Source organism: Paenibacillus sp. 7523-1 (assembly GCF_002276415.1).
GTDB lineage: Bacteria > Bacillota > Bacilli > Paenibacillales > Paenibacillaceae > Paenibacillus > Paenibacillus illinoisensis_A.
The window spans coordinates 76,733-97,577 of the sequence record NZ_NPBR01000028.1; the positions used below are offsets into that span (position 1 = coordinate 76,733).

Here is a 20,845-nt window from a genome sequence, read left to right on the forward strand (position 1 = left end):
CCGCCTCCTGATCATAAGGGTTAACCCTTATTTAATTCCCAGATACTCCTTGATTCCTGCAACAATACCCTTGGCAACACTGTTTTGGAAACTTTCAGTGAACAGAGCTGCTTCATCACTCTTATTGCTCAGGAAACCGCCCTCCAGCAGAACAGCTGGCATTGTTGTTTCACGGGTAACATGGAGGCTTGCCGTTTTCACGCCACGATCCTTTAATCCCGAAGATTGCAAAAGATATTTATGCATGATGGTAGCCAATTCCTTGCTAGTGGATCGAGTATAGAAGGTTTCTACACCGTTCGCAGCAGCAGGTCCACTATTGGCATGAATGGAAATAAAAATATCCGCGTTTACCTTTTCGGCAATTTTCACACGTTCACTCAAAGCCAGAAAAGTATCATCGCTGCGGGTTAACACAACGTCAATTTTAGACTCTTTTTTCAGCAGTGCTTCCACTTTCAAAGCCATTGCCAAGTTGAAATCCTTTTCCCGTTTACCGGTAACACCAATTGCTCCAGGATCATGATCCCCGTGTCCTGCATCAATGACGACAACTTTCTTGCCATTATCTCCAACTGGAGGGGTAGGTGTCGCGCCTTGTTTGTTCAAATCAACCATAATCAAACCCGAATCGTTTTGAACGTCATAACCTTTGGCATTGGAAAGGTCAATGACAAAACGAACCGTAGAAGGGCTGTTGCTGTATAACGAATACCGAATCTTGGAAACATCGGGATAACCGCTGACTACAAGCTGTCCATTCTGGTTGCTGTCAAGAGCTTGTCCCTCACTGAAAGAATCAGCAAATGCTGTATTAGGTAAGTCGATAACAATCCGATCCGGTCCTGTCATCGTGAAGACGTTCGGCTTCGTTTCTCCGCTGGTTGCAATAAAGAAGCGGTTGTCACTGAAGCTGATGCCGTTCACCAGTACAAGACCTTCCTCATTCGTACTCCCGCCATTATTGCCGGAGTTCGGAGGAGTTGTTGTCCCGTTTCCGGAACCAGAATTCTGGGTAACTAATGTTACCGTCTTCGTAGTGTTGTTCCAACCCACCTTAAGACCCATTTGTTCACCGATAAATCGGAGTGGCACAAGAGTCGTACCATTTTTTACGAGTGGCGGGGCATCCAGGTTCACGTTACTGCCGTTCACCGTTGCCGTCTTCTGTCCTACAATCATCTGCATGGCAGTGTTGTCTTTGCTTATCGTCACGGTGCTTGTACTTTGCTTCCATTCCACACCGTACCCCAGACTCTCGGAAATAACCCGAATCGGCACCATCACTTTGCTATTGATGATTTCCGCTTTGGCATCCGATGGCTGCACAATTTCTTTCCCGTCTAGGATAATTTTCGTATCCACAGCCGCATGACTATAGCCCGGGAAAACGAGCCCAAAGACAAATAACAGTACCAAAAAACCGAACTTCTTCATCCTTCACCCCTACCATTCTCATATTTTTTCGCCGCATGTTGTGACTTACAGCTCCGACTGACCACGTGGGCATTACCAGACACCTATTAGACGCCCCGTACTCTCAAAAGTTGCGAATATATTCCAACATAACAGAAAAAAAACGTTGTCAAATCAAGCTTTTTCTACATTTTAATGTCTTTTTATTTCCTTTTTTATCAATTAAACATCCGAAAACAACGAGCTTTCCTAAACTGCGTATTTACGAATAATCGGACTTAAAGCCCTAAAAATTCTATAATTCCATCTACAATTGCTTCTGCACAGCGGTCCTGATAATCTTCTGTGAGCATAAGTGCTTCATCTGTTGGATTGCTCATAAAACCTAGCTCAAGCAGAACTGCTGGCATAGACGTCTCACGAGTTACATGCAGGCTGACCATTTTAACACCACGATCCTTGAGGCCTGCAACTGGCATGATATGTGTATGAAGCACATCGGCCAGCGTTTTGCTCTCTATCCGACTATAGAGCGTCTCTATTCCATTCGGATCAGGAGTCGTAAATTTGTTCCCGTGAATAGATATGAAAAGGTCCGCCTGATTAAGTTCTGCCATCTCGACTCTCTGCTGCAAGGTAAGTTCAGTATCATCCTGTCGTGTGATCACCGTTTGAATATCTTCATGCTTCTGCAGCAGTGCTTGTACTTTCAAACCCACTGCAAGATTAAAGTCCTTCTCATACTTTCCGGAGATACTTACTGCTCCCGACTGCCTCCCGCCGTGCCCGGGATCAATAATCACTATTTTCTTGCCGTCATCCGTTGGTAAGGCAGGTTGACTGGCAGACTCCCCATTGCTTGCTGTCAGATCAACGAGCAGCACATGGTTATCTCCAAGCGACCACTTAGCCGTAGCGGATTGTTTCAGATCAAACACAATACGAACCGTGGATGGTGAATGACTGAACATGGCGTATCGCACCTTGGATACCACAGTGGAATCTGTAACGACAATGCTGCCACTTCCATCCGAACTGAAGTCCTGTCCTTGGATGAAAGACTCAGAGAACGTGGTTTCAGGCATATCTACAATAATCCGATCCGGTGCACCGAGAGTGGACAGTTTCGGCTTGACTTCTCCACTTGTCGTTATCATCAATCGATTACTGCTGAAGCTGATACTCTGAAGCTCAGCATTCAAGCTGGGAGAAGGAGTTGTCGTAGCCTCATCCTCATCCTCTTCATCTTGTTCTGCGACTGGCGGTGCGGTGCGTAGGCTGACTGTCTTGGTTCCATTGTCCCATCCTACTTCAAGCCCCATGCCTTCTCCGACGAAGCGCAAGGGGACCAGCGTCGTTCCTTGTTTAACCAAAGGTGGCGAATCCAGTTCTACAGGCCTTCCATTGACTGTTGCTGTATCTCTACCAGCCGTCATTGCTATACTGCGGCTCCCTTTTTGAACCAGAACAGACTTGGTTTCCTTTTCCCACTTCACCTGATAACCGAGGTTTACTGAAACCATGCGGATCGGTATCATTACCGTCTTTCCGACATTCTCCGCTGGCGCCCCGGATCCCTGATCTATGGTTACACCATCAAGAACAATAGAGGGCGCCGCGCCTGCATGTGCTGCGATAGGAAATAAAAACAAAAACAGAAAGAAAACGACTGCAGCCGACCATTTCTTCATAGATCATCCACCAATCTGTCGTGTTCTGTACCTTTGACTGTACCTTCGACAAGTCCTCTATGTAACCTTCCATAATATACTAATCAGTTTATCAGATAATAGCTTTTCATCCGGTTACAACGTTGTCATATTTAGTCGGAACCAACAAGAAAAAAGAAATCAAATTGGAGAAATATCTTCTTTTTAGTCAACAGGAATTGAATATCTTGTCAAAAATATCATCTATTGATGCTATTATATTTTAGGCACCATAAATAGACCCCCATACATAGCCAATTGTCCAATCTACTTTGTATTGTAAAAAAAGAATGAAAGTCATTTTATTCGAAGGAGGGAAACCAGTGATCACTTTGTATAAACAAGCATCCAATGGCAGGCTGCTCTACGCAGAATACTGGATCGAAGAGGATCAGGTTGTGGAGCATATCGGCGAAGTCGGTACGGTTGGTACAACGACCAGAATGGATTTTCCAGCCTCGTTTAGCAATGAGGACGAATTCAAGGTTGATTTTCTTCATCGCTACTCTGACCAAGGTTACAAACAAGCTTCTGAAGACGATGGTTACATGCTGATTATTCAATATCCGATGAAAAGTCTGACAGGCAGCAAACGTGATCTATGGCTCAAGGATAAAGCCAGTGAGGCACTGACAAGTGAGCTAGGGTGGAAAGGGCTCGGCATTGTAGATGGACATGATATGGGCAAAACGGCAAATCCAGTCCCCCAGTACGCTTTAAATATTTACTGCCTTGTAATGGATGAGACACTTGGAATTCAAGCAGTTAAGCGTGTGCTCCGAGAGACGCGACTGGACTATACTAGGATCAAAATCGCATCTAGAGATAAAAAAAATGACGGGGATTACATATTGAAGTATTCAGCAAAAAACAATCAGGAATTCTACGTATAGATCACTTGGTTTAAATGTGTAATTCTAACAAGGCAGCAAGATTAATCAGCACTGGATAATAGAAAAAGCTTCTGTCTCTGATCGGAACAACGTTCCTACGGAGAAGCAGAAGCTTTTTTTATTCGATATGTCAGAGATTATCCAAACAGTTTTGCGGCATGACGCTGCTCATACGCTGTAATCTCATCATCATGTTGCAATGTCAGACCGATATCATCCAGACCTTGCAGCAAGAATTGACGACGATGTTCATCCAGATCAAAATCGATATGCAGTCCGTGTGCATCGGTAATCGTTTTGTTTTCCAGATTAACATTCAGTTCATAGCCTTCATGAGCAGCTGTACGCTGGAACAGATCTTCTACTTGCTCTTCAGACAATTTAATTGGCAGGATGCCGTTTTTGAAACAGTTGTTATAGAAGATATCTGCAAAAGATGGTGCGATGACACAACGGAATCCATAGTCCATAATTGCCCAAGGTGCATGCTCACGGGATGAGCCGCAGCCGAAGTTTGCACGGGAAATCAGAATGGATGCTCCTTCATAACGGGATTTGTTCATTTCGAAGGAAGGATTGTTATTCCCCTCTTCATCGAAACGCCATTCGTAGAACAAAAATTGTCCAAATCCTGTACGTTCAATCCGCTTCAAAAATTGTTTTGGAATGATCGCGTCTGTATCTACATTGACCCGGTCTACCGGTGCAACGATGCCTTGCAGTGTTTTAAATTCTTCCATGTGATCCGTTCTCCCTTCTGTCCGTTACCTGTTAGATAACTGCTTCCGTTTTGAAATTCCAGTCACGTACGTCAACGAAGTGACCTTTAACCGCTGCTGCTGCAGCCATTGCCGGAGATACCAGGTGGGTACGTCCTCCGCGTCCTTGACGTCCTTCAAAGTTACGGTTGGATGTTGATGCACAACGTTGTCCTGGTTTCAATACATCCGGGTTCATTGCAAGACACATGCTGCATCCTGCATCACGCCATTCAAATCCTGCTTCCGTGAAGATTTTGTCCAAACCTTCTTTTTCGGCTTGAATTTTAACACGGCCTGAGCCAGGAACCACGATTGCCGTAACATTGCTGGACACGGTATGGCCTTTGGCAACCTTGGCTGCCGCACGCAGATCCTCAATCCGTCCATTCGTACAAGAACCGATAAATACATAGTCTACAGGAATTTCAGAAATCGGTGTTCCAGGTGTAAGACCCATATATTCAAGCGCCTTTTCAGCTGCTTTGCGTTCATTTTCAGTTGGCAGTTCTGCCGGTACAGGCACTTTGGATGAGATATCCGTTCCCATACCTGGGCTGGTACCCCAAGTTACTTGCGGAATCAGGGACTCCACATCGATCTCTACAACACGATCAAACTCGGCACCTTCGTCTGTAACAAGCTCTTTCCAAGCTGCAACAGCTTCATCAAACTTGGCATCAGCAGGTACATATTCACGTCCACGCAGATACTCAAATGTTGTTTCATCCGGAGCGATCATGCCTGCTCTTGCTCCACCTTCAATAGACATGTTGCATACAGTCATACGCTCTTCCATGCTGAGTTCACGGATCGATTCGCCCGTATACTCAATAACATAACCTGTTGCAAAGTCTGTGCCATATTTGGCAATCACTGCGAGGATCATGTCTTTTGCTGTTACGCCCGGATTACGCTTCCCGACGAAGCGAACCTCCATCGTTTTTGCTTTTGCTTGCTGCAAACATTGAGTAGCCATGACATGCTCTACTTCACTGGTTCCGATTCCGAATGCCAGTGCACCAAATGCACCATGTGTGGACGTATGGCTGTCACCGCAAACAATGGTTTTACCCGGGTGAGTCAGACCGAGTTCTGGTCCCATAACGTGTACAACACCTTGATCGATCGTATCCAGATCATACAATTTTACGCCAAAGTCACGGCAGTTTTGAGAGAGTGTATCAATTTGTTGCTTGGAAATCGGATCTGTAATGTTGAAACGATCCTTGGTAGGAACGTTGTGATCCATTGTCGCAAACGTTAGTTCCGGGCGACGTACCTTGCGTCCTGACAAACGCAAGCCTTCAAAAGCCTGTGGAGAAGTTACCTCATGCACCAGGTGCAGGTCGATATACAGAATGCTCGGTTTTCCTTCTTCCTGATGAATTACGTGATTTTCCCAAATTTTCTCAAACATCGTTTTTTTACTCATCATTTTCACCTCATCATAAGTTCGGTCCTTGGAAGAGCCTCTGATTTTGTCTAAACCGTGAAGCTCTTGAATGACATAAATATATCACCCTGTCCTTCATTGTTCCAAGATATAATATCTATAGATGTAATAGGTTTGACCTATAATGAGTTAAGCGACAATAAACCACTGTATCCACAGCGGCTCTTAATTGATAACAATTATCATTATCATGTACAACTTATACTACGTTGCTTCACCGCGAGTGTCAATGCTTTTTCTATATATTCATAACAGAAAAATGATTTATTTATCCATGATGATATAATGGTGGCATAACGAAAGGAATGACATGTGCTTATGGAATTCAGACAACTTCAATATACGCTGCAGATTGCTGCAGAACGGAATTTTTCCCGGGCGGCAGAGAAACTTCATATTGCTCAGCCTTCGCTTAGTCAGCAATTGTCTAAACTTGAGAAAGAGCTTGGCGTTCTGCTCTTTCAGCGTAATACCAGCACAGTAGAGTTAACTCATGCTGGGGTCACCTTTGTGGAGCAAGCCCAAAAGATTGTGGATGCTGTGGAATTGCTTAGACAGGAAATGTCAGATATCTCCCAGCTGCGTAAGGGTAAAGTCGTTGTGGGCAGCATGCCGATCACCGGGTCCCACCTTCTGCCGCATGTACTCCCCGCATACCAGCAAGCCTATCCGGATATCGAAGTAACGCTGCTTGAAGACGCAGGACTAACACTGGAAAAGCTGACAGCCAGCGGCAAAGCTGATCTCAGCCTGCTCTCCTTGCCTTTGCAGGAACCAAGCCTGTCATATGTTGCAATCGGCGAAGAGCGAATTGATCTGGCGGTACCTCCTCATCACCCCCTTGCCGTCAGAGGGAATCCGGATCATCCGATCCCTGTGCATATGGAGGAGCTTCGGGACGAGTCGTTTGTTGTCCTGAAAAAAGGACAGGGCTTCCGCAAACTGACCTTTGATCTGTGCGAGCAGGCTGGATTCGATCCGAGAGTCGTATTTGAGAGCAATAATATAGAAACCGTGCAATCCCTTGTAGCTACAGGCATGGGCATTACCCTTGTTCCACGCTTTATTGCCAGGGCACCACGCAGTGAGTTTGTACCTGTCTATGTACCACTTGCAGAACCTGTCCCAAGTCGCACTCTCGTCGTCGCTTACCGTCAGGGACGTGTACTGTCCAAAGCGGCAGAAGCTTTTATTGACACGTTTAAACGGACGGTTGCCATGCTTTCGGAAGGAGACAATGAGAATCCTGCCTCTGTAAATTAGTCATTTCGAAGTAACAAAAATAAACAAAGGCTTGACCCATGTGGGCCAAGCCTTTGTTCTATACTCTTCTCCAGCATAAGCAGGATCAAGTTCTTGCATGAAATCGCAGTACATCGTTACATCACAATGTTGCTGATATCATGATCTAAAGTTAACGTAGAAACGTACATAAGAGATAATCATGTCATGTTGTTTATTTTCGCAAATTACGTTCACTCGTCAGCCTGTTCTGTTGATTGACCAGTCGGCCTTCGTCCTGAACGGTTTGTTCAGGCGGTGATAGCCCTCCTGCTCCATTCTCTAAGAATGGCCTCAAGTGATCTTCCCTTGTGTTTTCCTGTTCCAGTCTCCTGAGCGTATCTTTCACATGGTTGTCCATTGATTGATCATCCTCCTTGGTGACGGGATAGTTATCATTACCCGCCTCCTGGAAGAATAAACACTTTACTGGAATTATTTTTTTTATTATTTTGCACCAAAATAAATACCAGGTCTGCGGTCTTCAAAGACAGGAATGCGTCCCCGCACTTCATCAACAAGGGAAGGGCGAATCAGTCCGGTCACGATCTCTTCCCCTTCTCCTCCCTCAGCCACAATTTCGCCCCAAGGATCAATAATAAGAGAGTGTCCAAAAAATTCGGTGTCTCCCCCTTTACCGACCCGGTTGCACGCAATCACATACATCTGATTTTCAATAGCGCGTGCTGTCAGCAGTGTGCGCCAGTGGTGCAAACGTGGATTCGGCCATTCTGCAGGTACGATCAATGCTCTGGCCCCATTCAATGCAAGCGTGCGGGCTAGTTCTGGAAAACGGATATCATAACAGATGGACGCCCCCGCTGTCAGACCGTTCTCCAGTTCGAAAATTTCAGGTTCAGCTCCTGGCTGCAAATATTTCTCCTCATCCATCAGGCGGAACAGATGCAATTTATCATAACGTGTAACCTGCTTGCCTTCCCTGTTGTAGGCATACATGGTATTAAAAATTTGTCCATTTCGCTTCTCTGCTATGGATCCACCGACAATTGAAATCTGGTGCTTCTCGGCAAATGCCGATAACCACTCCCTTGATTTTTGCCCATCCGGGTCTGCGAGCTCATGGATTTGTTCCAAAGCGTAACCTGTATTCCACATTTCCGGCAGCACGGCCAGCCCCAGATCCGGATATTGTTCCACTGCTTGCTCAAGCAGAGTCTGCATATGTTTATGATTGGCCTCAGGATTACCAAGCTGAATGTCACCCTGAATCAGGGCAACACGCATTTCCCCCAGTAGTTGTTTTGTCATGACGTGCACTCCTCCGAACTGTAATACTTGTTATCATAGCTTGATCCGCGCGAAGCCTGCAACAACGTTTTGATCAACCTTATTTATGACTTCAATGGCTGCTAGTGGACGATTAGAGAGGATGGGCCAGTTCGTTTCAGCAATTCAGGGAACAGGCTCTGCAATCTGCTGTACGATAAGGCATCTCCCATATTCCACACCAGCTCATTCAACGTGTACACTTTTCCTTTTTTTACGGCGGGGAGTTCCTTCCACTCATCACTTTCAAACAGCTTCTCGGTTGCTCCCCTGGCTTCGTCGCTCTCTGGCATCATGACAAAGATATGGTCACCCGCATACTGGCTTATCGACTCTGTTGAAATCTCCTTATAAGCCCTCCCTGCGGCTAGAGCTTCCTGCACTTTGCATACAGGCGTAAATCCCTGCGGGTGATATAGAAACGGAGCCAGTCCGATATTGCCCATGACAAACAGGCGGGCACCTCGATGGTGCACAAGCACCGAAGCCGTTTCGCCAAGCTGAATCCATGGTTTTATGCTGCTCCACATCTCCTCGATTCTCCTATGATACGATGCTATCCATGTCTCTGCATCCATCTCCATGCCAAACCAACCTCCCACTTTGCGCATGCGCTCTTCCAATTTCGCATGGGAATTGTATATCAAAGTAGGAGCAATACGGGAAAGCCGCTGGTATAACTGTTCATTCGTGCTATCCAGCAAAATCAGATCCGGCTGCTTCTGCACGGTCCATTCCAAATCAATGGAAGGTAACACATCATACGCTTTGCCATCAAGCACGGGAAGCCCTAACGCAAGTAAGTCCCCTGCCGAATCTCCATAGAATAGAATCCGCTCAGGGTGTCCAGGAATGTTTACTTCATGTCCAGCCCAATCTTGAACAAGCGTATGTCGTTGAAGAGATCGATCATACTGCCGGGGAGCCAGTCCGGTGTGCTGCCTGAAGCGTCTGCTGAAATAGTACTCATCCCGGAAACCTACACGACCCGCAATATCGCGCAGAGGTTCATCGGAAAGGGACAGCCATTCCTTCGCCTGTTCAATGCGTACATGGTTCAGGTATTCAAGAGGCTTGCGGCCTGTAATTTGCCTAAACAAAGCTGTAAACTGAGCTGGTCGAAGATTCGCGAGCCGCGCTAATTTCTGTACACTTATATCCTGAGCGTAATGCTCGTCCACGTATTGAATCGTGCTCTGTACTCTGACATCCGGGCTTTGCTCAGTTTTGGGGAGTGTATAGCGGGACACCACTAGTTCCATCAATTTTTGAAAATGTACATTCAATCGGCTATACTCTGCATCCGTTTGATAGAGGCTAGCCGATTCCAACAAATCCAGCATGCTGAATAACGCGCCGGGTGAAAAGTCATTCATCTGGTCCCTCTCTTCAAATAAAGAACGTGTGTAAAGTTCCGGATCCCCTGTTACCATGTGCACGGCATCATAATGAAGCACCGTATATCTCAGCTCACCAGAACGGTTATGCTCCAGCTGATAATTCTCTCCTGGTGCCATGGGGTATATCTTGCCTGAAATAAATGGATGTAACTCAGATCCGATATATATGCGGCCTTCGCCCTGTTCACAGAACAGCAGCGTATGCCGTTCACAGCTGACTTCAAGCATAACCTGTTCAGAAGGTTCGATATGACGACTAATATGAACATATCGGAACAGGAATGCGGAGAAAAATAGGGGATTACCATTTGCGATCATTTGCTGCACTTCCGTTTCACCTCATACTTACTCTGAATGAGAATGGTTATCATTAATGTATTCTGATTATACGCCGTAAAGCCTCATTATTCCAGCATATATACAAAAGACACTTATACACGATCAAAAACGTTAATAAGAGCCCTCAACGATACGTTGAAGGCCCTGTTCAGGATAAGAACTGGTCTTTTATTGAATCATCTGTTTCGGCAATTCCTGCAGAAGCCACTCTCTTGATGTAGCATCGCTCGATGCTTTGACGATATCAAAACGATAAACCTTGCCCTCCTTGACCGCAGGCAGATTATTCCATACTACACTATTCATCAATTCTTCTGTCGATTGCTGTGCCGCTTGATCTACTGCATTCAATATAAATATGCGGTCTCCAGCGAACTCTGCCATTTTTTCCTGTGATATCTCAACAAATCCTACTTCTTCATCCAGTACCTTTTGAATTTCAGGGGTTGGCTTCATACCACCAGGTCCGTACAACAGCTGGGGCAATCCTGCACCCGCCATCACGAACAATCGATTACCTGGATACATGGTAAATACCGATGCGGTTTCGTCTTCCTTCAGCCCATTTGCACGCAGCTGATTCCACATTTCCTCTGTTGCCTTGGCATGTGCAGCAAGCCAGTCTTCAGCCTCCAGTTTTTTGCCGAGCAAATCTCCCAAGAATCGCATCCGTTCTTCGAGTGGCCAGAAGGAGTTGAACGTCACCGTCGGAGCAACTTTTGAAATCTGCTCGTATTGCGTTTCATCATCATTCGAGAAAATGATCAGGTCAGGATTGAGTGATAGCGACTTTTCAACACTGATTGGAAAACCAACATCTTCTGCATCTGCCACCTGATCATCGAATACCGTACCTTCATTTTTAAGAATACCTACAGGAACGACCCCGAGAGCCAATAGATCCCCGGTAACCTCGCCGTGGTATATGACACGCTGCGGATAGGTCGGAACTTCCACTTCGTGCCCGGTCCAGTCTTTAAATATTTTCGTTTCATTCTTGTTGTCTGCCTCTGCCACCTCTTCTTGCCCGGTGTTCTCTGCTGCTGCCTGCGAGTCATTGGATGTTGCCGCAGCAGTTGTCTCTCCGTCACCTGAACCGTGAGTGGACGAATTGCCGCAAGCAAGCAGCAGTAGGGATAACGCTCCAATCATGAATGTTGTGCTCATCACACGAAAGCCGCTTTGTTTCATTTTTTATTTCCCCCTAGATAGATAAACGTTTTCTTAATGATATTGATTATCATTATCGTAAAAGATCATAAGATAAAGGATCTTCTTCGACAATGGACAAATACGAATCTGGTCAATTCGGTTTTGTACAAAAACCCATTTACACGGTAGACAAAAAGACTTCAAATCACTTATCCCCTCTATACAGCTCGGGATTAGCGTGATAAATTAATGAATACTATTCCCATTTTTATGAACCGGAGTGATGAAATTAATGAGTAATCTACAGCAAAATTCGGGTCGTTCTGCCTTTGATATACCTACCTCAGACGTCATGACACAGCTGCCAACGCAATTTTTTGCAACACTCGTGCAAAATGTTAACCGTGAAATCGCAAGTGGTCACGACGTGATTAATCTTGGTCAGGGGAACCCGGACACTCCTACACCACCGCATATCGTAAAAACACTGCAAGAGTCTGCCGAAATCCCTGTTTATCATAAATATTCACCTTTTAGTGGACATGCCTTCCTGAAGGAAGCCATCGCCAAACGTTATAAAGAAGATTATAACGTTGACCTTGATCCCGAGACTGAAGTTGCCATTTTGTTTGGCGGGAAAACGGGGCTTGTACAGCTGCCGCAAGTGCTGCTTAATCCCGGGGACGTATGTCTCGTTCCTGATCCGGGTTATCCGGATTACTGGTCCGGGGTCGCTCTTGCCAAAGCGCATATGTCCTTTATGCCTCTTTTGGAGTCGAATGCATTCCTTCCTGATTATGAGGCTATCTCGGATGAAGTTCGCGATAAGGCCAAGCTGATGTATTTAAACTATCCCAACAATCCAACATCCGCGACTGCCCCGCTGTCATTCTATGAAGATACCGTTGAATTCGCGATACGGAACAAGATTGTCGTTGCCAGCGACTTCGCATATGGTGCGATTGGGTTTGACGGACATCGTCCGGTCAGTTTCCTGCAGGCGCCTGGGGCCAAGGAAGTCGGAATTGAATTCTATACGTTATCCAAAACTTACAATATGGCAGGCTGGCGGGTTGGCTTCGCCCTTGGGAATGCGGAGATCATCTCCAAAATCAATCTGCTGCAGGATCACATTTATGTTAGCCTATTCGGCGGCATTCAGGCAGCGGCAGCTGCTGCCCTGACTTCCTCCCAACAATGTGTTACCGATCTGGTCGCCCGGTATGAATCCCGCCGTAATGCATTATATGAAGCACTTTCTTCCATCGGATGGGTGGCTTCGAAGCCTGGGGGTTCTTTCTTCAGCTGGCTGCCTGTTCCTTCCGGGTTTACCTCAGCCGAATTTGCAGATTTACTGCTTCGGGAAGCCAAAGTCGCTGTGGCACCGGGTATCGGGTTTGGTACACATGGAGAAGGCTACGTCCGCGCTGGTTTGCTGAGTGACGAGAAGCGATTGGAGGAAGCTGCCAGAAGGATTGGCAAGCTGAACTTGTTTAAGTAATTAAAGGCCGCATACCCCTTTGCATCTGCCAAGTTTCCATGGTATGTTATTAACAAATATCGAACGAAACGTGATGACGGGACCAGTACGAGAGAACAAGCCGCGCCCAGAGAGTAAATTCCACCGGGCTGCAAGAATTTACCGCGGCTTCTCTCCGAAACCTACCCCTGAGCGGCCTGTTTATGCAGGACAGTGCCTTCTGTTACAGGGCGAGAGCCGGATGATGCAATCATCAATAAAGGTGGTACCGCGGAAGTAACAAACTTTCGTCCTTTTTACAACAAAGGACGGGAGTTTTTTTTGTACCTGGATAACGGTCCATTGGTATCTCATTCATTATGTTTAAGGAAGTGAAAGCATGTCTTCACGAATAGTAGTCAAGATTGGGAGCAGTTCTCTTACCACCGAGGAAGGCGGCCTTGACCGCAGTTCCATATCATTTTACGCCAGTGAGATCGCTTCGCTCTATGAACAGGGCCATGAAGTTCTCCTGGTCACTTCTGGAGCCGTTGCTGCCGGATTCCGTGAAATTGGTTACCCTCAACGTCCCAAAATGCTGCATGAGAAACAAGCGGCAGCCGCAGTGGGTCAGGCATTGTTGATGCAGGCATATCAACAGGCTTTTGCAGCGCACCGCGTTACTACAGCACAAATTCTGCTAACCAGAACCGATTTCCACAGTCGGAAACGGATGGGGAACGCAGGCATGACCGTGGAAGAGCTGCTCAGACAACGCGTCATTCCCATTTTCAACGAAAATGATACGGTTTCAGTAGACGAGTTGAAATTCGGGGATAACGATCTGCTCTCTGCGCTCGTTGCCAATTTGGTGAAAGCCCAGCATCTTGTTATTCTCACGGATACCAATGGACTCTATACGGCAGATCCCCGCAAGGATCCGAGTGCTGTGCGTTATGATCGAATCCCTGAAATTACAGAAGAAATCTATGCGTATGCCGGAGGTTCAGGTTCATCGGTTGGTACAGGTGGCATGCGGTCCAAAGTCGATGCAGCCAAAGTGGCAACACGAGGAGGCGTGCCTGTCTTTGTGGGCAGCGTCAAGGAACCAGGAGACTTGCAAAACGCGGTGGAGGGCTGTGGCAAGGGGACCTATTTTGAAACTCGTCTGGCCGCACTCTCCCGCAAGAAACAATGGTTAGGCTTCATGTCAACACCTCTCGGTACAGTTGTCGTGGATGCTGGTGCCGAAGAAGCTCTTGTTCACGGCGGTCACAGTCTACTGCCTGTAGGAGTCAAACGGGTGCTTGGCACATTCCACGCAGGTGACGTTGTCGAGGTCATTGGGTTGGACGAAACACTGCTTGGCCGAGGCATTGTCAATTATGATGATGATCAGCTTCGCCTTATCGCAGGTTTGCCAAGCGGAGAAGTCATGAAAACCCTGAATGCCATCCATCGGCTTGAGGTCATCCATCGAGACGAGTGGATTACGTTAAAATAACAAGTAATTGTATTGAATTGGATAGGGACATGAACTTGCATAAATGAAGGAGGAATTTCAGATGAGTGAAGTAAGACAAAAAGCCAGCAAAGCTCAATCGTCTGTTCCACAGTTAAACCGTTTGAGTACAGACCAGAAAAATAAAGCCTTGCTTGCCATGGCTGATGCGCTTATTACGGAATCGGAATCCATTATTACGGCCAATGCGGAAGATCTCGAACGTGGCAGAGAGCAAGGGACTCCAGAATCCATGCTTGATCGTCTCGCTTTGAACAAAGAGCGTATCGCGGGAATTGCGGAGGGATTGCGTCAGATTGTTGAACTCCCAGATCCTGTTGGTGAAGTACTGGAGTCATTTACGCGTCCAGATGGACTTCACATTGAAAAATTGAGAGTGCCAATTGGCCTGATTGGCATCATCTATGAGGCCCGTCCTAACGTTACGGTTGATGCAGCAGGGCTATGCCTCAAGACTGGCAATGCCGTTCTGCTGCGCGGGGGTTCTTCTGCCCTCTCTTCCAATCGTCGTATTGTGGAAGTGCTCCACCAGGCATTAGCCAAAACAGACATGCCGCCGGATGCCTTGCAGCTCGTGGAAGACGCTAACCGCTCTTCCGTCGATGAAATGCTCAAGCTGAATGGGCTACTGGACGTCATTATTCCAAGAGGCGGTGCTTCACTGATTCGCAACGTGGTGGCCAATGCAACGGTACCGGTCATCGAAACAGGTGCAGGCATCTGCCATACGTATGTGGATGAAACGGCGGATCCGGTCATGGCAGCAGAAATTGCGATCAACGCAAAAGCACAGCGCCCATCCGTATGTAATTCCATGGAAACCCTGCTGCTTCATGCTGCTTATGCAGAACAGCATTTACCTGCCTTGGCCGAACAATTCCGTGAAGCGAATGTTGTATTAAAGGGTTGTGACACGACTCGTCGTCTGGTCCCTACTGCCCTTCCCGTGACGGCAGAAGACTACGGTACAGAGTATAATGATTATATTTTGAATATACGAGTTGTGCAGGGCCTGGAAGAAGCCATGCAGCACATTGCAACTTATGGCACCAAACATTCCGAATGCATTGTCACCCGTGATACAGCACATGCGGAACGCTTTTTGCATGACGTGGATGCTGCAGCAGTTTATCACAATGCTTCCACACGCTTCACGGACGGATTCGAGTTCGGTTATGGAGCCGAAATAGGAATAAGCACACAGAAGCTGCATGCTCGTGGTCCAATGGGACTGCCTGCCCTTACTTCTACCAAATACCGCGTTACCGGCAATGGACAAATTCGGAAATAATATCGCAGCTACAGCCATATAGGAGGAACGATAACCATGAGTCAAGAACAACAGACGTTATTACAACAAAAGATTACTTTCCACGGAGCAGGTGCCATGGCAGAAGCCATTGTGCGCGGACTGATCTCCCGCCTCGTTGTACGCCCGCAGGATATTACGATGCTGAACCGGAGCAACCAGAAACGTCAGGAAGAGCTGAGTACTCGTTATGCCGTTCGCACAGGAACAGCCTCCCAATCATCGGAAGTGCTCTCCGCTTCTCCCGTTATTGTACTTGCCATGAAACCAAAAGACGCTGCGGCAGCTCTTCGTGAGCTTGGTCCCCTCCTGTCACCGGACCAGCTTATTGTCTCTGTCATCGCCGGATTATCCATCCGAACGATGCAAACACTTCTCGGCCGCAAACAACCGATCGCTCGATCCATGCCGAATACATCCAGTACGATTGGACTTGGTGCAACAGGACTTGCCTTCTCCGCCGAAATTACAGATGAGCAGCGCAGTACGGTTATGACGATGTTTGAAGCTGTGGGCATTGTCACCATTGTTCCGGAAGAGAAACTGGAAGTGCTCACGGGTATTTCCGGAAGCGGCCCGGCTTATGTATACTATTTGATGGAAGCCATGATTGCCGCGGGGATCCGTGGCGGACTGTCCAGCCAGCAATCCCGCGACCTGACTGTTCAAACTGTACTTGGTGCGGCGAGAATGGTTCAGCAAACGGGAGCGGAACCCATGAAGCTTCGCAGTGATGTTACCTCACCTGGAGGTGCCACACAGGCAGCACTCAAAACACTGGATGAGGGCGATTTCTTTGAAAACGTGATTGCAGCCGTCAACCGCTGCGCAGAGCGCTCACGGGAGATGGGAGCTGCTTTGGAAGGAGATTTACGATGAACAACATGTGTACTGCCACATATCGTCTGCATGATGATCGTGCAGATTTCCGCAAAAAGGCGGAATCCATAGCAGTCGGCATGACTGTCGGCAGTTGGACTGAATTGCCGCAAGCCAAGCGTGAAGCCATGCAGAAACATCTTGGCGAAGTGATAAGCGTAGAAGTACATGAACATGAGGGCATGGCTCCAGGAGAACGATATGCAGATATTACGATCGGATATCCTGATGTAAACTTCAGCCGCGATATTCCGGCTCTGCTCGTCACCGTCTTCGGCAAAATTTCGATGGATGGCCGGATCAAGCTGACAAGACTGGGCTTCTCGGACGGATTCCTGAGTGCATTCCCTGGTCCCAAATTCGGACTGAATGGGGTTCGTGATCTGCTTGGTGTTCATGATCGTCCTTTGTTAATGAGCATCTTCAAATCAGTCATTGGTCTGGATGCAGATGAGCTGCGCGAACAGTTTGTCCGTCAGGCTCTTGGCGGAGTTGATCTGATCAAGGATGACGAAATTCTGTTTGAAAATAAGCTGACACCTATCGAAAAAAGAGTTGAGGTTTGCATGAAGGCTGCTGAACAGGCCCGGCAGGAGACTGGCAAGAATTTGCTCTATGCCACCAACCTAACCGGTCCAACTTCGCGTTTGAAGAAGCAGGCTGAACGAGCGATTGATGCGGGTGCCAATGCCCTGTTGTTTAACGTATTGTCGTACGGATATGACGTTCTGCATGAGCTTACAAGCGATCCTGACATTAACGTGCCAATCATGGCACATCCTGCCCTTGCTGGCGCACTGTACCCTTCACCGCATTACGGGATATCCGCTTCGGTGCTGCTGGGTCAACTGATGCGTCTTGCTGGAGCGGATCTCGTTCTCTTCCCTTCGCCTTATGGATCGGTGACCATGCCAAAAGAAGAGAATATGGCCATTACGGAGCAGCTGCTCTCCAAAGAACTCCCGGTCAGAACCAGCATGCCAGTTCCATCCGCTGGGATTCACCCAGGTCTTGTACCCTTAATTCTCCGTGATTTTGGCACGGATGTCATCGTGAACGCCGGTGGAGGTATCCACGGACATCCAATGGGTACTGAGGCGGGTGGACGTGCATTCTTGCAAGCCATCGAAGCGGCACAGCGCGGACTTCCGCTTGCAGAGTATGCATCTGAGCACCCCGAATTGAAAAGTGCACTGGACCTGTGGGGTGGAGAACGATGAGAAGTGACAAGAAAACGGTCATTTTCTGTGATTTTGATGGTACGATTACCCTCTCGGACAATATTGTGGCGATCATGAAACATTTTAAGCCCGAAGGTATTGATCCGATCATGAGAGACACCGTCGAACAGAAAATATCATTGCGTGAAGGCGTCGGGGCCATGTTCGCTCTGCTGCCTGCATCGCAAAAGGATGAAATTGTTGAATTTGTGCTTGGACAAGCGGGCATCCGCGAGGGATTTGGCGAGTTTCTGGAATATGTTCGGAACGAAGGCATTGAATTCAATGTGACCAGTGGCGGTATGGACTTTTTTATCGAACCACTGCTTGCACCCTTTAACATTCCACAAGATCACGTCTATTGTAACGGAGCAGACTTTACAGGGGAATTCATCCGCATTGAATGGCCTAATCCATGTCAGCCCCCTTGTGAGAACGGCTGTGGTATGTGTAAAACGACGGTAATCCGCACATTCCCGGAAGAACAATATAATCGGATTCTGATCGGAGACAGTCTAACCGATTTTGAAGGTGCCAAAATTGCCGATCTGGTGTACTCCCGTTCCATTCTGACGGACAAGTGCATAGAACTTGGTGTAGACCATGTGCCCTTTGCTACCTTTTACGATATTATGGAAGACATGAAACAGAAGCAAACACAAGGAGTGCTGTAAAGATGGGTTTTGAAAAGATTACATTGGAACACAAACGTCAGGTGCTGGAGGAACTTGCTGATATTAAAGCCCTCTTTGCCAGCCGCAACTGGTTCCCTGGAACAAGCGGTAACCTGTCGATGCGTGTGGGAGAGTTTGATCCCGAGCAATTTTATTTTGCCGTTACGGCTTCAGGCAAGGATAAATCGCTTCGCACGCCGGAAGATTTCCTGTTTGTGGACAAGCATGGCAAAGCGATCGAAACAACAACCCTGAAACCAAGTGCAGAAACACTGATTCACTGTGAAATCTATCGGTTGACTGGCTGCGGGGCTGTATTCCATGTACACACTGTATTCAACAATCTGATCAGCGAGTTCTTTGGCGCAGAAGGTCATGTTCCGATCCAAGGCATCGAGCTGATCAAGGCTTTTAACATTTGGGAAGAAAATGCCGAGATTCGTGTGCCTGTACTGCCTAACTTTGCTGATATTCCATCCATTGCCGAACTGGTTCCAGGTGTGCTTGACTTAAAAGTGCCGGGAATTTTACTGCGCAATCACGGCATTTATGCCTGGGGCAAAGATGCATTTGAAGCCAAAAGGCATCTGGAAGCGTTTGAGTTTTTGTTCGAAGTGATGTATCGTCAGCTGCTGCTGAAAGGTATTTCGAAATAGCCATCATTTCCTCACTGTTATTCAGGACCAAAAATCAAAAACACGCTATGACTGATTGTTCAGCTCATAGCGTGTTTTTTGACTTTGGGGCTCCTACAAGCCCAAAGTTCACCTTAATTTACAATCAATTATCCCGATCCTTGAACAGGAACAGATTTGCCGAATCGTCATCTTTTCCGTTTAGTCCGCTATGCTGCGCAATTGGACGCTGCTTGCCAAAGAGCAGCTTCAATCCGCCAAAAATAAGCAATAGCGAAACAATAACCGTATTCACATAAGAACGGATTTCATACGTCATAAACAAATTAGGGAACATTTCGTTCAGTTGTGGAATGACAAGCCGGATTGCCAGATAATACACGCCAAGTGCTGCAATGCCGAAACCAATCAGACGCTGATGTCTAGCCCAATCCTTAAATATCGGTTGATCGGTAAGCGGTTCCCTGCCATAGCGGCTTGAACACTGCAGCCCATCAAAGAAGCTGTAGAACCAAACGAGCGGGATCATGAACAGAAAAACGGACAAATGCAGCAGGTCCAAAATATAAATGCTGCCAAGGAACAGGAACATTAATTGCATTCCTCGCTTCTGAAGACCCAGGTACAGATGACCTGCCCCTGGAAAAGCCGACAAGAGGGTAGCTAACACCTTGCTGCGTCGTCCGGATGCTCTGCCCATTTCCAATTCTTCGAACAACGTACGGTCCTGCAAGACTTCACCTGCCTGCTTTCGATGTGCATGCTGCACAGCGTCAAACATGCAGTAAACCCAAATGACTGGCAGAATAAGCAGAAACATCAGAAAGGTCTCTTCATTGGTAATGGATGCAACAAAGACCATCATCGCGAAAGAACCAAAGAATGCAATCAAAAAGGATAGTCCCCGATGCAGCAGCCCCAGATGAAGATGTCCCAGACCTGGGATGAATGACAGTAAAATGGTAAAGAATCGTTCACCTTCACTGCCTTTGCGATACACGGGTTGGCCGTATGTACCCTCAGGAATACCATAGCCACCTGCAGAATGCTGACGCATCTCTTCCCCATTCATTGGCTCCATAACGCCATTTGGATCCGGATAGCCCTGTTCATATGGACCTCCTGGATATGGACCATATTGAGCTTCGTAGCCCCTGTAATGAGCATTACGTGCAGAAGGGGTACGCAGCAGAACAATGATGATGTCCAGCATGTTGATGCACCAGAAGAAAAAAGCTGCGAGTGCTCCGAAAATCATGAGATCATTTTCATTTGTAACCACCATCAACATGAAGGCACCTATCAAAGAGCCAAACACGAGTAATGGATAAATCATCGCCTTAGCGGTTCGACCCCAATAGAGAAAACCAAGACCCGGGATCACATTTAATAAAAATGCAAATATTTTGTTGCGATCTGATTGCACAGTCGTCATCCTTTCTTTTCAGGCAATGCT

Annotated in this window: 18 protein-coding genes; 9 read left to right on the plus strand and 9 right to left on the minus strand. The window is 47.1% G+C overall.

Translation table 11 applies throughout. The annotated features are described in order from the left end of the window. Positions 1-27: 27 nt before the first annotated feature. Positions 28-1,437 (minus strand): N-acetylmuramoyl-L-alanine amidase family protein, encoded by a 1,410-nt coding sequence (locus CHH60_RS26170; RefSeq protein WP_095361876.1) that lies wholly within the window; start codon positions 1,435-1,437, stop codon positions 28-30. A 257-nt stretch (positions 1,438-1,694) separates the two neighbouring features. Then, on the minus strand, positions 1,695-3,107 hold the full coding sequence (locus tag CHH60_RS26175; protein WP_095361877.1) for an N-acetylmuramoyl-L-alanine amidase family protein: 1,413 nt from the start codon (positions 3,105-3,107) through the stop codon (positions 1,695-1,697). A 341-nt stretch (positions 3,108-3,448) separates the two neighbouring features. Between CHH60_RS26175 and CHH60_RS30430 the strand changes: the two genes are divergently transcribed. After that, the gene (locus tag CHH60_RS30430) at positions 3,449-4,018 is read left to right on the plus strand and encodes a hypothetical protein (RefSeq protein ID WP_255248094.1); all 570 of its coding nucleotides are present in this window, start codon (positions 3,449-3,451) and stop codon (positions 4,016-4,018) included. A gap of 137 nt (positions 4,019-4,155) precedes the next feature. Here the strand turns inward: CHH60_RS30430 and leuD are convergent, their stop codons facing one another. Beyond that, positions 4,156-4,758: a 3-isopropylmalate dehydratase small subunit gene (leuD, locus tag CHH60_RS26185; RefSeq protein WP_095292742.1), complete on the minus strand. Its 603-nt coding sequence runs from the start codon at positions 4,756-4,758 to the stop codon at positions 4,156-4,158. 31 nt (positions 4,759-4,789) lie between these two features. Beyond that, on the minus strand, positions 4,790-6,211 hold the full coding sequence (leuC, locus tag CHH60_RS26190; RefSeq protein WP_095361878.1) for a 3-isopropylmalate dehydratase large subunit: 1,422 nt from the start codon (positions 6,209-6,211) through the stop codon (positions 4,790-4,792). 339 nt (positions 6,212-6,550) lie between these two features. Between leuC and CHH60_RS26195 the strand changes: the two genes are divergently transcribed. Continuing rightward, positions 6,551-7,495, plus strand: coding sequence for a LysR family transcriptional regulator (locus CHH60_RS26195; protein WP_095361879.1), 945 nt, complete (start codon positions 6,551-6,553; stop codon positions 7,493-7,495). A 193-nt stretch (positions 7,496-7,688) separates the two neighbouring features. On the opposite strand, the gene CHH60_RS26200 is transcribed toward CHH60_RS26195, so the two are convergent. The 4 genes from CHH60_RS26200 to CHH60_RS26215 form a co-directional block, all read right to left on the minus strand. Continuing rightward, positions 7,689-7,874 (minus strand): hypothetical protein, encoded by a 186-nt coding sequence (locus CHH60_RS26200; protein ID WP_095361880.1) that lies wholly within the window; start codon positions 7,872-7,874, stop codon positions 7,689-7,691. Between the two features lie 86 nt (positions 7,875-7,960). Continuing rightward, positions 7,961-8,782 carry a carbon-nitrogen family hydrolase gene (locus tag CHH60_RS26205; protein ID WP_095361881.1) on the minus strand — a complete coding sequence of 274 codons (822 nt, stop codon included), beginning with the start codon at positions 8,780-8,782 and terminating at the stop codon, positions 7,961-7,963. Positions 8,783-8,883: 101 nt separating this feature from the next. Continuing rightward, the gene (locus tag CHH60_RS26210; RefSeq protein WP_255248097.1) at positions 8,884-10,518 is read right to left on the minus strand and encodes an AraC family transcriptional regulator; all 1,635 of its coding nucleotides are present in this window, start codon (positions 10,516-10,518) and stop codon (positions 8,884-8,886) included. Between the two features lie 189 nt (positions 10,519-10,707). Further along, positions 10,708-11,730, minus strand: a complete 1,023-nt coding sequence (locus CHH60_RS26215; protein ID WP_095361883.1) for an ABC transporter substrate-binding protein — start codon at positions 11,728-11,730, stop codon at positions 10,708-10,710. A gap of 253 nt (positions 11,731-11,983) precedes the next feature. Here CHH60_RS26215 and CHH60_RS26220 point away from each other — a divergent pair, with 253 nt between their 5' ends. From CHH60_RS26220 to mtnB, 7 genes are all read left to right on the plus strand, one after another. After that, positions 11,984-13,192 carry a pyridoxal phosphate-dependent aminotransferase gene (locus CHH60_RS26220; protein WP_095361884.1) on the plus strand — a complete coding sequence of 403 codons (1,209 nt, stop codon included), beginning with the start codon at positions 11,984-11,986 and terminating at the stop codon, positions 13,190-13,192. A gap of 358 nt (positions 13,193-13,550) precedes the next feature. Then, positions 13,551-14,654, plus strand: coding sequence for a glutamate 5-kinase (proB, locus tag CHH60_RS26225; protein WP_095361885.1), 1,104 nt, complete (start codon positions 13,551-13,553; stop codon positions 14,652-14,654). 61 nt (positions 14,655-14,715) lie between these two features. Beyond that, positions 14,716-15,963, plus strand: coding sequence for a glutamate-5-semialdehyde dehydrogenase (locus CHH60_RS26230; protein WP_095361886.1), 1,248 nt, complete (start codon positions 14,716-14,718; stop codon positions 15,961-15,963). A 36-nt stretch (positions 15,964-15,999) separates the two neighbouring features. Next, positions 16,000-16,860, plus strand: coding sequence for a pyrroline-5-carboxylate reductase (gene proC, locus CHH60_RS26235; RefSeq protein WP_176476216.1), 861 nt, complete (start codon positions 16,000-16,002; stop codon positions 16,858-16,860). After that, positions 16,857-18,080 (plus strand): 2,3-diketo-5-methylthiopentyl-1-phosphate enolase, encoded by a 1,224-nt coding sequence (locus CHH60_RS26240; protein WP_176476217.1) that lies wholly within the window; start codon positions 16,857-16,859, stop codon positions 18,078-18,080. The genes proC and CHH60_RS26240 overlap by 4 nt, the downstream gene beginning before the upstream one ends. Further along, complete coding sequence (locus tag CHH60_RS26245; protein WP_095361888.1) at positions 18,077-18,754, plus strand: 2-hydroxy-3-keto-5-methylthiopentenyl-1-phosphate phosphatase; 678 nt, start codon at positions 18,077-18,079, stop codon at positions 18,752-18,754. Before CHH60_RS26240 ends, CHH60_RS26245 begins: the two co-directional genes overlap by 4 nt. A gap of 2 nt (positions 18,755-18,756) precedes the next feature. Continuing rightward, on the plus strand, positions 18,757-19,410 hold the full coding sequence (gene mtnB / locus CHH60_RS26250) for a methylthioribulose 1-phosphate dehydratase (protein WP_095361889.1): 654 nt from the start codon (positions 18,757-18,759) through the stop codon (positions 19,408-19,410). Between the two features lie 124 nt (positions 19,411-19,534). On the opposite strand, the gene CHH60_RS26255 is transcribed toward mtnB, so the two are convergent. Continuing rightward, positions 19,535-20,824, minus strand: a complete 1,290-nt coding sequence (locus tag CHH60_RS26255; protein ID WP_095361890.1) for a multi-tm2 domain protein — start codon at positions 20,822-20,824, stop codon at positions 19,535-19,537. Positions 20,825-20,845: the final 21 nt, after the last annotated feature.